The organism is Kitasatospora sp. NPDC058218, assembly GCF_042882445.1.
Taxonomy (GTDB): Bacteria; Actinomycetota; Actinomycetes; order Streptomycetales; family Streptomycetaceae; genus Kitasatospora.
The window spans coordinates 1-14368 of the sequence record NZ_JBHVWC010000084.1; the positions used below are offsets into that span (position 1 = coordinate 1).

General features: G+C 73.7%; 11 protein-coding genes. 4 read left to right on the top strand and 7 right to left on the bottom strand.

The window, feature by feature from the left end; all coding sequences use genetic code 11:
* The first annotated feature begins 201 nt into the window (after positions 1 to 201).
* Positions 202 to 1476, top strand: a complete 1275-nt coding sequence (locus ACFVYI_RS37395) for a glycerophosphodiester phosphodiesterase (protein ID WP_387893911.1) — start codon at positions 202 to 204, stop codon at positions 1474 to 1476.
* Between the two features lie 73 nt (positions 1477 to 1549).
* Here the strand turns inward: ACFVYI_RS37395 and ACFVYI_RS37400 are convergent, their stop codons facing one another.
* Complete coding sequence (locus ACFVYI_RS37400) at positions 1550 to 3898, bottom strand: transglycosylase domain-containing protein (protein WP_387893913.1); 2349 nt, start codon at positions 3896 to 3898, stop codon at positions 1550 to 1552.
* Between the two features lie 215 nt (positions 3899 to 4113).
* Positions 4114 to 5214, bottom strand: a complete 1101-nt coding sequence (locus ACFVYI_RS37405; RefSeq protein ID WP_387893915.1) for a hypothetical protein — start codon at positions 5212 to 5214, stop codon at positions 4114 to 4116.
* A gap of 135 nt (positions 5215 to 5349) precedes the next feature.
* Between ACFVYI_RS37405 and ACFVYI_RS37410 the strand changes: the two genes are divergently transcribed.
* Positions 5350 to 6357, top strand: coding sequence for an SPFH domain-containing protein (locus ACFVYI_RS37410; protein WP_387893917.1), 1008 nt, complete (start codon positions 5350 to 5352; stop codon positions 6355 to 6357).
* A complete protein-coding gene (locus ACFVYI_RS37415; protein ID WP_387893919.1) occupies positions 6354 to 7379 on the top strand; it encodes a hypothetical protein in 1026 nt (341 codons plus the stop codon). Before ACFVYI_RS37410 ends, ACFVYI_RS37415 begins: the two co-directional genes overlap by 4 nt.
* 42 nt (positions 7380 to 7421) lie before the next feature.
* On the opposite strand, the gene map is transcribed toward ACFVYI_RS37415, so the two are convergent.
* Positions 7422 to 8189: a type I methionyl aminopeptidase gene (map, locus tag ACFVYI_RS37420; RefSeq protein WP_387893921.1), complete on the bottom strand. Its 768-nt coding sequence runs from the start codon at positions 8187 to 8189 to the stop codon at positions 7422 to 7424.
* 77 nt (positions 8190 to 8266) lie between these two features.
* Here map and ACFVYI_RS37425 point away from each other — a divergent pair, with 77 nt between their 5' ends.
* Positions 8267 to 8536, top strand: coding sequence for a helix-turn-helix domain-containing protein (locus ACFVYI_RS37425; RefSeq protein WP_387893923.1), 270 nt, complete (start codon positions 8267 to 8269; stop codon positions 8534 to 8536).
* Between the two features lie 28 nt (positions 8537 to 8564).
* Here the strand turns inward: ACFVYI_RS37425 and ACFVYI_RS37430 are convergent, their stop codons facing one another.
* The 4 genes from ACFVYI_RS37430 to ACFVYI_RS37445 form a co-directional block, all read right to left on the bottom strand.
* On the bottom strand, positions 8565 to 10850 hold the full coding sequence (locus ACFVYI_RS37430) for a tetratricopeptide repeat protein (protein ID WP_387893925.1): 2286 nt from the start codon (positions 10848 to 10850) through the stop codon (positions 8565 to 8567).
* A gap of 389 nt (positions 10851 to 11239) precedes the next feature.
* Positions 11240 to 12001 carry an SDR family NAD(P)-dependent oxidoreductase gene (locus tag ACFVYI_RS37435; protein ID WP_387893927.1) on the bottom strand — a complete coding sequence of 254 codons (762 nt, stop codon included), beginning with the start codon at positions 11999 to 12001 and terminating at the stop codon, positions 11240 to 11242.
* Complete coding sequence (locus ACFVYI_RS37440) at positions 11998 to 13515, bottom strand: MFS transporter (protein WP_387893929.1); 1518 nt, start codon at positions 13513 to 13515, stop codon at positions 11998 to 12000. Before ACFVYI_RS37440 ends, ACFVYI_RS37435 begins: the two co-directional genes overlap by 4 nt.
* A gap of 110 nt (positions 13516 to 13625) precedes the next feature.
* Positions 13626 to 14216, bottom strand: a complete 591-nt coding sequence (locus ACFVYI_RS37445) for a TetR/AcrR family transcriptional regulator (RefSeq protein WP_387893931.1) — start codon at positions 14214 to 14216, stop codon at positions 13626 to 13628.
* Positions 14217 to 14368: the final 152 nt, after the last annotated feature.

The window sequence follows — 14368 nt, forward strand, 5'->3', positions numbered from 1 at the left end:
GCTAATTCCCCCGCCCCCACCCCCGAGGGGCGCGGCGCGTCGCGGGGCACCGGGACCAGCGCACCGAGATCGGCCGCGGGCGCGGGCACGGCGGAACTTCTCCCGCAGTTCGCCCGAACGCCACCCGGCCGGGCGCCACTGCTCCTAGTCTGCGGGCGACGACCACCACCGCCCCGACACCAGTGCGAGCTAGGAGCACCCATGACGTACCGTCCGCTCGACGGCAGCAGCCCGGCAGCCCCCGCAGAGGAGGCGGCCTCCTCGCGCCGCCGGTTCCTGCGCGCGACCGGTGCCGCCGGCCTGGGCGCGGCCGCGTTCGCCGCCACCGGCGGCGAGGCGTTCGCGGCCCCGGCCCCGGCCGACGACCAGCCCGACGCCGCCGAGGAGCGCGGAGCCGCCGCGGGACCGGCCGGCACCCGCTCCCCGGTCCGCACCGGGACCGGCCTGGACCGGCTGCCGCACCCGCTGGTCATCGGCCACCGCGGCGCGCCCGGCTACCGCCCCGAGGAGACCCTCGGCTCCTACGAGCTGGCCCTGGAGCTCGGCGCGGACGTCATCGAGCCGGACCTCGTCCCCACCAAGGACGGCCACCTGGTGATCCGGCACGAGAACAACATCGTGGAGACCACCGACGTCGCCGACCACCCCGAGTTCGCGAACCGGAGGACCACCAAGACCATCGACGGCCAGGCGCAGACCGGCTGGTTCACCGAGGACTTCACGCTCGCCGAGCTGCGCACCCTGCGCGCCAAGGAGCGCCTGCCGCAGCAGCGCCAGCGCAACACCCTGTACGACGGCCGCTGGCCGGTGCTCACCTTCCGCGAGCTGGCCGATTTCGCGAAGAAGCGCGGGCGCGAGCTGGGCCGCGAGGTCTGGCTCTACCCGGAGACCAAGCACCCGAGCTACTTCCGCTCGATCGGCCTGCCGCTGGAGGAGCGACTCGCCGACGAGCTGCGCCGCACCGGCCTGGCCGGCAAGCGCGGGCGGGCGATCCTGCAGTCCTTCGAGCCGAGCAGCCTGCAGCGGCTGGCCAAGCTGGTCGACAACCCGCGGATCCAGCTGCTCGGCGCCGCGAACACCCAGCCGTACGACTTCGTGCTGGCCGGGGACCGGCGCACGGTGGCCGACCTGGTCACCCCGGCCGGGCTGCGCTGGATCGCCTCCTTCGCCCACGGCATCGGCCCGACCACCCAGCTGATCGCGCCGGTGGACGCGGCCGGCAAGCTCCAGCCGCCGACCACGCTGGTGCGCGACGCGCACGCGGCCGACCTGCTGCTGCACCCGTACACGGTGCGCAACGAGAACGGCTTCCTGCCGCTGGACTACCGCCGCGGCACCGACCCGAACGCCTACGGCGACGCCATCGGGTGGGCGCGCTACCTCTACGAGCTGGGCGTGGACGGCTTCTTCACCGACCAGACCGACACCAGCGTGCTGGCCCGGCAGGACTTCTGGGCCGCCAAGGGCGTCAACTGACCGCTCGCCGCCGGTGACGCGACCGTGCCCCGGACCGTAGGGCGGTCCGGGGCACGGTCGTCGGCCGGTGCGGTCAGCCGTCGCTCTGCGAGCCGTCCGTCCGGTCGCCGCCGTCCTGCTCGGTCGGCCGGGGCAGCTCGATCGGCTGGGTCGGCTGGGCGGCCTGGGTCGGCTGGGTCGAACGCGGTCGGCCCGGGTCCGCCGCCCGACCACCGGTCGGGGCGGTGCCGGTCGGGGCGGCGCCGGAGCCGCTCGGGCTCCCGCTCCCGCTCGCGCTCGGATCCCGCTTGGGCGGGTCCGGGATGTAGACGGTGTCGAAGGTGTCCTCCGGCACGCCCTTCAGCGCCTGGTTCATCGCCAGCTGCCAGATCGGGCCGGGGCCGGTGGCACCGAAGATCTCCGCGTAGTACTTGCCCCCGATCCTGATGTTCTTCATCGGCACGCCCTTGGCCGGGCCGCCGAGCCAGACCGAGGCGGCCAGGTTGGCCGTGTACCCGCTGAACCAGGCCGACTTCTTCTCGTCGGTGGTACCGGTCTTGCCGGCGATCTGCCGGTCGCCGTCCAGCCCGAGCTCGCGCGCGGTGCCCTTCTCGGTCACCCCGAGCAGCACGGTGTTGATGACGTCGGCGGTGTCCTCGGACATCACCCGGTCGCACTTCTCGGGGACGACCGGGACGTCCTTGCCGTCCACCGTGGTGATCCGGTTGATCGCGAGCGGCGCGCAGTAGGTGCCCTCGGCGGCGAAGGTCGCGTAGACGTTGGCCATCACCAGCGGGCTCACCTCCTGGGTGCCGAGGCCCAGCGCGGGCAGTTCCTGGAGCGGGTCGCCGCTGGCCTTGGTCGCGACGCCCAGCTTGTTGGCCATCTGCTTGACCGCGCAGAGGCCGATCTCCTGCTCCATCTGGACGAAGTAGGTGTTGACCGAGAGGGCCATCGCCTGCTTCAGGTCGTAGGGGCCGGCCTCCTTCTCCGACTCGTTGGGGATCGAGCCGCCCTTCTTTCCCTTGTCCAGGTTCTTCCAGGTGCCGTCGCACGTCTTGATCGTCGGCCAGTCCATCCGGTTCGGGGACGGGTAGATCTGGGTGGCCGGCAGGCCCGCCTCCAGTGCCGCGGCGGCCACGATCGGCTTGAAGTTGGAGCCCGGCTGGAAGCCGTTGCCGCCGCCCATCGCCGCGTCGACGTTGTAGTTGACGACGGTCTGGTTCTTGTTCGGGTCCAGGCCGTACGGGCGGGTCTGGGCCATCGCCAGGATCTTGCCGCTGCCCGGCTCGACCATCGTGATCGCCGCCGAGACCGGGTCGGTGACGTACACCTTCTTGGTGACGGCGTTCTGGGCGGCGGTCTGCTTCTCCGGATCCAGGGTGGTGTAGATGTTCAGGCCGCCCTGGTCCCACAGCTTCTTGCGCTCGGCGGCGCTCTTGCCGAACACCGGGTCCTGCTTGACCACGTGCCGGACGTAGTCGCAGAAGAAGCCCGTCCCCGCGTTGGCGGTGATGCAACCGTTCTGCGGGTCCTTGTACTTCAGGCCCAGCGGCGTCGCCTTGGCCTCGCGGGCCTGCGCGGCGGTGAGGTGCTTGTTCTCCACCATCTTGTCGATGACGGTGTCGCGGCGCTTCTGGGCGGCGACGGGGTGCAGCTTGGGGTCGTACTGGGACGGGTTCTGCACCAGGCCCGCGAGCGTCGCGGCCTCGGGGACGGTGAGGTCCTTGGCGTCCTTGCTGAAGTACCGCTGGGAGGCGGCCTGGATGCCGTACGCCTGGTGGCCGTAGAAGGTGATGTTCAGGTAGTTGGTGAGGATCTGGTCCTTGGTCAGGTCCTCCTCCAGCTTGATGGCGTACTTGAGTTCCTGGATCTTGCGGCCGATCGTCTTGCGCTGCGCCTCCAGCACGGCGGCCTGGTCGTCGCCGGCCTTCTCGACGTTGACGTTCTTCACGTACTGCTGGGTCAGCGTCGAGGCGCCCTGGACGGTGGTGCCGCTCTCGGCGTTCTTGGTGGCGGCCCGGAGCACACCCTTGAGGTCGACCGCGCCGTGCTCGTAGAAGCGCGCGTCCTCGATGTCCACCTGGGCCTGGCGTATCAGCGGCGACATCTGGTCGGCGGGTATGACGGTGCGGTCGCGCTCGTAGACCTTGGCGATCAACCCGCCCTTGGCGTCGAAGATCTGGGAGGCCTGGCTGAGCGGCGGGGTCTTGAAGTCGTCCGGGATGTCCTCGAAACTGTCCGCCGTGTTCTTGGCGGTCAGCCCGAGCGCGCCGGCCGCCGGCAGGGCCACGCCCGCCAGCAGGACTCCGGCCAGCGTGCTGTAGCCGAGGAACTTCACCGCGTGGCCCGCCAGGGCGAGCGGACTCTCGCGGCGCCGGGAACGCGGGACCCAGGTGTCGCCCGGGTCGGGGGTGGAGATACGGCGGCTCTTCCGTGACATAGGCGGAACACTACGTCCACGAAAACCCTGCACGGGGCGGGTGTTGGCCAAGCTTTGTCACAAATCGGCGACAGATTCACCTCATCGGAGCCGGCCGGACACCCGCCCCCGGCGCGACCCCGGTCGCCGCCGGGCCGTTCGTTCACGCTCGTTCGACCCGACCTGCCCCTCGCACCGGCGTACGGAGCCGGTCGACTCCGCGCCGGCCGCGCCCGTCAGCCCGCGCGGCGCTTCTTCCGCAGGCCGAACAGGGCCCCCACGACGGCGAGTACGAAGAGCACACCCAGCGCGCGGTCCGACGGCCCGTCGGACGAGGAGGACGAGGAGGACGAGGAGGACGAGCCGGCGGACCCGCCCGGGGCCGCGGACCCGGACGGCGGCGCGGCCGCCCCGGAGGACGGCGCCGCGGAGGGCAGCGGCTTGACGGTGTCCGGGAGTTGACGGTCGTCCAGCGGCGACCGCCAGACCGGACTGTCCTTGCCCTCGCTGCCGTAGAGCAGCGCCCGGCCGTCCGCGGTGAAGGTGACCGATTCGCCCTGGCGCTGCAAGGGCGTGGAGAGCGAACCGAGTTCGGCGGGCGCGCCGTCCTGCCAGCGGTAGAGGGTGGCGGCGAAGTAACCGCGCAGGACGAGCCGGGTGCCGTCCGGGGAGAAGGCGCCGTCGGTCACCCAGGGGACGTCGCCGATCCGGCGGAAGGTGTTCACGCCGGCCGCGGAGAGCTTCTCCGGCCCCTGGTAGAGGCTGCCGCCCCCCTGCTTCTTGCTGGCGACGTAGGCCCGGCCGGTCACCGGGTGGACCATCAGCGCCTCGGCGTCGCGCGGGCCGTCCTCGTAGCGCACCCGGTAGCGGACCACGTCCACGGTCTGGTCGCGCAGTTCGGCGGGCTCGGCGAAGGCGTAGATCCAGACCTCGGGCCACTTGCCGCCGAGGTTGTCGCCGATGTCCCCGACGTAGACCCGGCCGTCCGGCCCGATCGAGATCGCCTCCACGTCGCGCGGCTCGACGCCGCGCAGGGTGACGGTGGCGACGGTGCGGCCCTGCGAGTCGACCGCGTAGACGTACGGACCGTCGTCGCTGTCGTTGTGCGTCCAGTAGACACCGGGGTGGGCGAGGCTCGCGGCGAGACCGCTGGACTCGGTGATGCGCGGATCGGAGATGGTGAACGCCTGGCCGGCGCCGCCGTCGGCCGCGCGGGCGGGCGGGGCCCCGACCGCGACGGTCCCGAGGGCGGCGGCGGTCGTCCAGGTGGCCGCGAGCAGCGCCGCCGAGGTTCGGGCCGCCCCACGACGGCGCCGGCACCGCGTCTTCGTTCGCATCCTCAGCACCCGGCGATCCTCCCACGACGGCCGGGGCGAACGCCGGGCCGGCCGACAAACCCTCTTTTCGTCACCTTGACGAGATCAAGGGGCCGGGAATATCGTCGCAGTGACGAAAAGGGGAAGGACCCACCCATGGCCGACATCACCAAGCGCTTCGGACTGCGCCACCTGCGCGCCGTCCCGACCGCCCACATCCGCCACCTGAACCGGGGCGAGGTCGTCCACGACGGCGCCGGCCTGGCCTTCTGGTTCCGGCCGCTCACCGCCGCCCTCTCCGAGGTGCCGGTGGACGACCGCGAGCTGGCCATGCTGTTCCACGCCCGCACCTCCGACTTCCAGGACGTCACCGTCCAGGCCACCCTGACCTACCGGATCACCGAACCCGCCGTCGCCGCCGCCCGGGTCGACTTCGGCATCGACCCCGACAGCGGCGCCTGGCGCGCCGCCCCGCTCGACCAGCTCGCCACCCTGCTCACCGAGACCGCCCAGCAACACGCCCTCGGCCTGCTCGCCCGCACCCCGCTCGCCGCCGCACTGGCCGACGGCGTCAGCGCCGTCCGCGACCGGATGGCCACCGGGCTCGCCGACGAACCGCGCATCACCGAGACCGGGCTCGCCGTGATCGCCGTCCGGGTGGTCGCGCTGCGCCCCGAGCCCGAGGTGGAGCGCGCGCTGCGCACCCCCGCCCGCGAACTCGTCCAGCAGGAGGCCGACCGGGCCACCTTCGAGCGGCGCGCCGTCGCCGTCGAGCACGAGCGCGGCATCGCCGAGAACGAGCTCGCCAACCGGATCGAGCTGGCCCGCCGCGAGAAGCAGCTGCTCACCCAGCAGGGCGCCAACCGGCGCCTCCAGGCCGAGGACGAGGCCGTCGCCGACAAGGTCCGCGCCGAGGCCGAGGCCGAGCGCCGCACCAGGCTCGCCACCGCCGAGGCGGACGCCGCCCGCGCCCTCGGCGAGGCCCGGGCCGGCGCCGAGGCCGCCTGGCTCACCGCCCACCAGCAGGCCGACCCGGCCGTGCTGCGGGCGCTCGCCCTGATGCGGCTGGCCGAGCACCTGCCCCGGATCGAGAACGTCACCGTCACCCCGGACCTGCTCACCGGGCTGCTCAGCAGGCTCTCCGGCCCCGCGGGTGAGCAGTGACGCTCGCACCCCGGGCCGTCCTGGTGCACCGCCGCACCGAGTACGAGGAGCTCCTGGCCCACCACGGCACACCCGGCCAGGCCGCGTTCTTCCTCGCCGCCCGCGGCCGGTCGGTGGCGGAGGTCGAGGAGCGCCACCGCCGGCAGGCCGACGCGCTCGCCCGGGCGGCCGCCGCCGTACCGCTGGAGTGGCGGCGCACCCGGGTCGAGCGGGCGGACCTGCCGCGCTTCCTGTTCGAACCCGAGGACGTGGTGGTCGTGGTCGGCCAGGACGGGCTGGTCGCCAACGTCGCCAAGTACCTCGACGGCCAGCCGGTGATCGGCGTCGACGCCGACCCCGGCCGCAACCCCGGCGTCCTGGTGCGCCACCGCGCCGACGCGCTGCCCGCCCTGCTGCCGGCCGCCGTCGCGCGCAGCGGCGCCCGGCACCTGGAGGACCGCACCATGGTCGAGGCGGTCGCGGACGACACCCAGCGGCTGCTGGCCCTCAACGAGGTGTACGTCGGACAGCCCGGGCACCAGACGGCGCGGTACCGGCTGGCGGTGACCGGCGCGCCGGACGCTACCCCGGGTCGGAGCGCGGCCGGCCCGGACGCGGTCGGCCTGAGTGCGCCCGGGCGGAGCGGGACCGGGTGGAGTGGATCCGGGCCGAGTGGGGCGTCCGGTCGGGCGCAGGCGGCCCCGGCCGAGCCGCAGGCATCGTCCGGCGTGCTGGTCGGCACCGGTACGGGCGCCACCGGCTGGTGCCGCTCCGCGTGGCTGGAACGCGGTGGCCCGCTGACCCTGCCCGAGGCCGCCGCGCCCGCGCTCGCCTGGTTCGTCCGCGAGGCCTGGCCGTCCCCGGCGACCGGCACCAGCCAGGTGCACGGGGTGCTCGACGCCGGCCGGCAGCTGGTGCTGACCGTCGAGTCGGACCGGCTGGTCGCCTTCGGCGACGGCATCGAGACGGACGCGCTGGAGCTGACCTGGGGCCAGAGCATCCGGCTGGGCGTGGCCGCGACCCGGCTGCGGCTGCTCGGCTGAGCGGCGCCGACCGCGCCGGCCCGCACCGACGGCGTGACCGCGCTACAGCAGGGTCAGGATGCGCGGCCCGTCCTCGGTGATCGCCACGGTGTGCTCGAAGTGCGCGGCACGGCTGCCGTCGGTGGTCCGCAGGGTCCAGCCGTCCTCGTCGGTGAGGTAGTCGTCCCGGCCACCGGCCGTCAGCATCGGTTCGATGGCGAGCACCAGCCCCGGCTTGAGCGGGTACCCCCGGCCCGGGCGGCCCTCGTTCGGGACGTGCGGGTCCTCGTGCATCCGGCGCCCGATGCCGTGTCCGCCGAACCCCTCCGGCAGCCCCCGGCGGGCTCCGCGGGCGACGGTGGCGATCGCGTGCGCGATGTCACCGGTCCGGTTTCCGACCACGGCCGCGGCGATCCCGGCCGCCAGTGCCCGCCGGGTGGTGTCGATCAGCGCGTCGTCCTCCGCGCGCGGCGCCCCGACGGTGAAGCTGACGGCGGCGTCGCCCGCCCAGCCGTCCAGCACGGCCCCGCAGTCGATGCTGACCAGGTCGCCGTCCCGCAGCCGGTACCCGTCCGGAATGCCGTGCACCACGGCGTCGTTGACGGAGGCGCAGATCACCGCCGGGAACGGCACCGGCGCGAACGACGGCCGGTACCCGAGGAACGGCGACACCGCTCCCGCCCCGCGCAGCACGCCGCGCGCCACCTCGTCCAGCTCCAGCAGGCTCACCCCCACGCCGGCCGCGCGCTGCACGGCCTCCAGCGCCTCGGCCACCACCCGCCCGGCCTCCCGCATCGCCGCCAGTGCCGCGTCCGACTTGAGCTCCACCATGACTGTTCCCCCTCGATCCAGGACCAATTCTTATACCGGTATATCTATCACGGTCTGGGCGGGACTAGGATCGGCACATGGTGAGGACTCCGCTGACCCCCTGGGAACGCGAGCGCGGCGAGCGCTTCGGCGCACTGCTCCGCGCGGCCCGCGGCACGCGCAGCATGGTCGAGATCGCGGCGGTGGCGGGCATCTCCTCGGAGACCCTCCGCAAGATCGAGACCGGCCGCGCCCCCACCCCGGCCTTCTTCACGGTCGCCGCGCTCGCCTACGCCCTCGACCTCTCGCTCGACACCCTCGCCGCCGCCTGCGCCCTCCCGGAGGACGGCGAGGCGCTGTCGGCCTGAGGCCCGCCACCCCTCCGCGCTTCGAGCCTCAGCCCGGCGCGGGCCCGGCAGCCGGCTGCCCGCCGCCCTGCCCCTGGTCAGCTTCCGCGGTCGCGGTCGCGTGGACGAAGAGCGACAGGAGCTTGCGGGTCATCCGATGGTCCGGCCCGAACCTGGCGGCGCTCGCCCTCAGCGCACCGAGCGCGATCCGGACCGCCTCGTCGCCGTTCCCGGCCGACAGGTGCATCACCGCCAGGTTGTGGAGGTTGGTGAGCGTGGTGGGGTGATCGGCCCCGGCGGTCCGGGCGCTCGCCTCCGCGGCACGCCGGACCAGCGGAAGGGCCTCCTCGATCCGGCCGAGGTCGCGATAGATCGTGGCGAGGTTGCTCAGAGTGATCGAGACCGTCGGGTGGTCCGGCTCGAAGATCTCCTCACTGATCTCCAACCACTGCCGCAGCACGCGGGCCGCATCCTCGTGGCGTTCCATCTCCCGGTAGGCGATGGCGAGGTTGTTGAGGTTCGTGAGGGTCGTCGGATGGGCGGCCTTCCCGGAGATCCGACGACTGAGGGCGAGCGCCTGCTCGGCCAGCTCCAGGGACTTCTCACTCATTCCCAGCTTCTGGTAGGTCAGGGCCAGGTTGCTGAGGCACACGGACTGGACGAGCAGCCCCTTCTGCCCGGGCATCCGTCGGCTGATCTCCAGGACCTTCTCGGCGAGCGGAAGGGCCTCCTCGCTCCGGCCCAGGCTGCGGTAGGTGGTGGCCAGATTCCCGAGTGCGGCGAGCTGTTCGACGTCGTCCGCGGCCTCGGCGACCGTCAGGGCCCGGCTGATCAGCTGATCGGCCCGGTCGTACCGGCCGAGGTTCCGACAGACGATGGCCAGTGAGTTGAGCGGGTCGACGAGGCGGAGGTGATGCGGCCCGAGGACCGTCTCCGCGGCCTTCAGGGACGCCTCCGCGAAGGGCAGCGCCCGCGCGTCCAACCCGTGCAGGGCCAGGTATCCACCCATCCGGAACGTCAACTCGCGGTGGACGTAGTGGTGTTCCGGGGAGCAGTGCGCCATCAGCGCTTCCGCGTGCGGAACGAGGGCGCGCCAGGCGGGCCAGTCGGCCGGATCGTGGGTTTCCAGACCGGCCTGGGCCCGTTCGAGGAGGGACCCGGCCGTCATCGCCTCCGGCACCAGGTGCACCCGGACGCCGGCGGCCCGCCGGCGCCGCCACGGACGCCACCAACGCCTTCCGGCGGGACGCTCCTGCGGTGCCGCGATCACGACCGGGACCGGCTCCGGGCTGCCGCGCAGCACCGCCTGCAGAAGACGGTGCATCCCGACGGTCGTGTCCGTCAGGTCGACGAGGCTGTAGCCGGCGAGCAGGGCGAGCATCTCGTCGACGTCGGCCGGGTCGTCCATCGCCGGGGTGAGCACGTGCCGGGGTAGGTCGTCCGGCCCGAAGTGGGCGAGCATCCGCAGGAAGAAGCCGGCGTGGGGGTTCCGCTGCTCGATGGCCTCCAGGGTGTGGCGCCAGACGCGGGCGATGGTGCGTGCGGGGTCCCCTCCCTCGGGTGCACTGTCGTACATGCGTGCGGGATCCCGGTTCAGGCGCTCCAGGTACCCGGCGATCGTGCTGCGGGTCTGCACGATGTACGCCCCCGCCTGCTGCAACGCCAGCGGGAGGTCGCCCAGCTCGGCCGCCAGCGATCCGGCGGCGTCGAGCTCCGCCGCGTCCTGCCGGCCGGTGATTCCGGACAGGACCCTGACCGACACCGCCCGGTCGAGGACGTCGAGGTGCAGGGGTTCCGAGGGCGCGTGCGGGCCGAGGTCGCGGCGGGTGGTGACGAGGATCCGCCCGGTCGTCAGTTGGCCGAGGAGCAGACGGAGGCCGTCGACGTCCTCCACGTTGTCGAACACGAGCAGCCATCCGTGGTGGCCCTGCAGCCAGGAGACGGCCCACTGCGCGGCCTGCTCGGCGCCGACCGGCACGGCGGACGCGGGGTTGAGACGGTGGGTCAGGGCCGCGAGTCCGGCCGTGACGTCGGCGGCGGCGATCCACCAGGTGAGGGAGTGCTCCTCCAGATGCGCGTGGGCGTAGCGCAGCGCGAGCGTGCTCTTGCCCACGCCGGCCAGGCCGTACAGGGTCCGGGCGGCCGGACCGCCACCGGGCGGGGCCGGGCCCGCCAGCTCGGCCAGGGCGCCTTCCCTGCCCTCGAACACACGGCTGTCCGGAGCCGGCAGGTTGTGCACGCCCGGCGGCGCGTCGACCAGGTCGGGCGGCCGCAGGGCGGAGTCCGGCAGTTCGTAGATCCGCTGGTCGATGCGGGCTCCGTCCCCGGTGCTCACGAGGCCCCGGACGTTCCCCGCCGCGACGGCGCGGTCCCCCTCCGCCCTGTTGTCGTGCAAACCCTCCGTGCCCCCTCGACGACCGGACGGTCCCTGCCCCGGGAACCGGTCGCGTGTCATCGCCGCACCGCCGTGACGCCGGCGGTCGACGCACCCCTCGCCGCCACTTCTCGCGGCCCGCACGACCGGCTCGGTCGCCCGCTCCGCGGCGGCCGGTCGCGCCCAACGATCGTATCGGGGCGGGCCGATGGCAAAAGCGGCCCGGTCGGTCCGGGCCGCCACGAGGTCCGGCCGGTGAGGCGAACAGCCGCCTCCGGGGCGGTGCCGCCCCGGAGGCGGGCGAGCGGCCGACCGGCGGGGCGGTCAGCCGCTCACGGGCGGGGCGGGCCTCAGGCCGTGATGCCGCCGTCGAGGACGAGGTCGGCGCCGACGGTGTAGGCGGCTTCGGGGGAGGCGAGGTGGAGGACCGCGGCGGCGATCTCCTCGACGGCGCCGGCCCGGCCGACGGGGACGTCGCCCCTCATCCGGTCGGCCTTGTCGGCCGCGTTCTCGCCGGGGCGGCTGGACATCGGGGTGTCCACCGGCCCGGGGCTGACGGAGTTGATCCGCACGCCGTCGCCGATGTGGTCGCGGGCCGCGCTGCGGGTGAGGGCGCTGACGGCGGCCTTGCTGACGGCGTAGGCCCCGAGGCCCGCGAGGCGCATGTGGACACCGAGGTTGGACGCGATGTTGACGATGGCGCCACCGCCCTGGGTCCGCATGTGGGCGATCTCGTGCTTCATGGCGAGCCAGGTGCCGGTCAGGTTGGTGTCGACGACCCGCTGCCAGTCCTCCTCCGTGAGGTCCGCTATCGGTGCCACCGCGCCCAGGATGCCGGCGTTGTTGACGGCGATGTCCAGGGCGCCGAGCCGGGCGACGGTCTCCCGGACCAGCCGGGCGGCGTCGGCGCCGTTCGCGATGTCCCCCACGAGGACCACGGCCTTGCCGCCCTCCTCCTCGATCAGCCGGACCGTCTCGGCCAGCGAGCTCTCGGTGCGGCCGGCGACCGCGACACGGGCTCCCTCACGGGCGAACGCGAGGGCGATGGCGCGGCCGATTCCGGTGCCGCCGCCGGTGACCAGGACGGACTTGTCGGCGAAACGCGTGGTCATGCGGAGTACTCCTCGGTGTGGGTGAACGGGGGTCGTACGGTTCGGGGGCGGGCCAGGAAGGCGACCGCGACGGCGGTCAGCGCGAGGCCCGCGGCGGCCGCCGCGAAGGCGACGGCGTAGCCGCCGACGGCGGTCGGACGGGTGGCGGCGAGTGACATCAGGGCGGCGACACCCGCGGTGGGCCCGAGCTCCATCGCGGTGTTCAGGACTCCTGCCGCGAGTCCGGTCCGCTCGGGCCGGACACCGCCGGTGGCGAGGACCGCCGAGCCGGCGAAGGCCGGGCCGGCCCCGGCGGGCAGCAGGAGCAGCCCGGGCAACAGGCCCGTGGCGTAGGAGGTGCCGGGGCCGACGCCGGCCAGCAGCGCCAGGCCTCCGGCGGCCACGGCCAGGCCACCGGCGGTGACGGCGGCCGGACCGTAGCGGGCGGTCAGTGGTCCGGCCAGCCGACCGACGGCGAGCAGCACCGCCGCGTACGGGAGGAAGGCCGCCGAGGTGGCCAACACGCCCCAGCCGCAGAGCTGTTGAAGATAGAGCGGGAGCACCAGGAAGGTCAGCGCGGTGGCCGCGGCGGTCGCCATGACGGCGGCCAGGGCGGTGGCCCGGCGGCGGTCGGCGAGGAAGCCGGGCGGCAGCAGCGGCTCGGCGGTGCGCCGTTCGGCGGCCGCGAAGACCGGCACCAGGGCGGCACCGAGCCCGAGTGGCAGCAGCACCACGGGTTCGCTCCAGGCGTGCTCCCCGGACGCGACCAGGCCGTAACTGACCGCGCAGACCGCGGCGGTGGCGAGCGCGGCGCCGCGCAGGTCGAGCGCCGCGGGCGCGGTCGCGCCGGGATCGGCGGGGGGCAGCCGGCGACCGGAGAGGACGAGCCCCGCCAGCGCCACCAGGACCGGCACGGCGAACAGCCAGCGCCAGGACACCCAGGCGGTGACCGCCCCGGAGAGCAGACTGCCGCCGGTGGCACCGAGCACGGAGAGCCCGCCCCAGGTGGCCATCGCCCGTCCGTAGTCGGCGGATCGGGGAAAGAGCACCCGCACCACCGCGACCGCCGCCGGGGCGGCGAGGGCGGCGCCGACGCCTTGGGCGAAGCGCGTCACGAGCATGATCGGGAAGGTGGGGGCGAGGGCGCCGGCGACCGAGGCGGCGGCCAGCAGGGCGAGGCCCGTGCGCAGCATCCGACGGCCGCCGTGACGGTCGGCGAGCCTGCCGCCGAGCAGCAGCAGGGAGCTGAAGGAGAGTCCGTAGGCGGCGCTGAGCAGCAGGATGCCGGTCGGGCCGAGGCCGAACTCCCTTGCCACCAGGGGCAGTGGGACGGAGAGGATCATGATGGTGAAGATCAGCGTCGCCTGTACGGCACCAAGCAGGGCGAACCCCGGCCGCGGTGACGGCGGCGCCGAGGTCGGCGGAGGCGTCCGCGACGCCGCCTGTGCGGCGCCGCCCTGGTCAGCCACCCCTGAAGGCGTCCGGTCGGACACCCGCGAAGACGTCCGGTTAGGCGTCGAAACCCCCCGTGCCATCGAATCCCCCTCACTATACTTACCGTTCGATCCAGAATGAGGACAGCAAGGCACCGCGACCGCGAGGGTCGGCGCGACCCTCGCTCCAGCAGCCGTCGACCCGGGACCCCTCAGTCCAGCAGCGCGAGCGCCTGCTCGGCGGCGTCGCGCAGCCGGGCCGCACCGTCACCGGCCTTGCCGATCACGCGCATGCCCTGCATCAGCACCAGCAGCATCCGCGCCAGCGCCCGGGGATCGCGCCCCCCGGGCAGCTCCCCCTGCGCCTCGGCGCGGACCAGCGCGGCCGTCAGCACCGTCTCCAGGTGACCGAGGCTGGCCGCCACCCGGCGGGCCGCGTCCGGGTCGTGCGGAGCGAGTTCGACGGCGGTGTTGGTGACGAAGCAGCCGCGCCTGGGACCGTCCGCGCCGTCCTCGCCGGCCTCCCTCGCGAAGCGGCGGACCAGGCCGCGGACGGCCGGCAGCACCGGGCCGGGCTGCGACAGCTCGGCCAGCAGCACCGGATTGTGCTGCTCGCCGTAGCGCTCCAGCGCCCGCAGGTAGAGCTCGCGCTTGCTGCCGAAGGTCGCATAGATACTGGCGCGAGCGATCCCGAGCTCCTCGACCAGCTCCGCCATCGAGGTGGCCTCGTAGCCTCGCCGCCAGAACAGCTCCAGAGCCGCCTGGAGCGCCGTGTCGGGATCGAATTCCTTGGTCCGTGCCATGTCTGAACCCTAGTCATATATAGATCGATCGGTCAAGAAAGATGCGAAGGACTGACACGCCGGGCACCGCATACCGGGCACGCCGGCCCGAAAGCCCCGCCGGCAACGGACCGTTCATCCACGAACAACGGACGGTGAACAAATTCGAACAC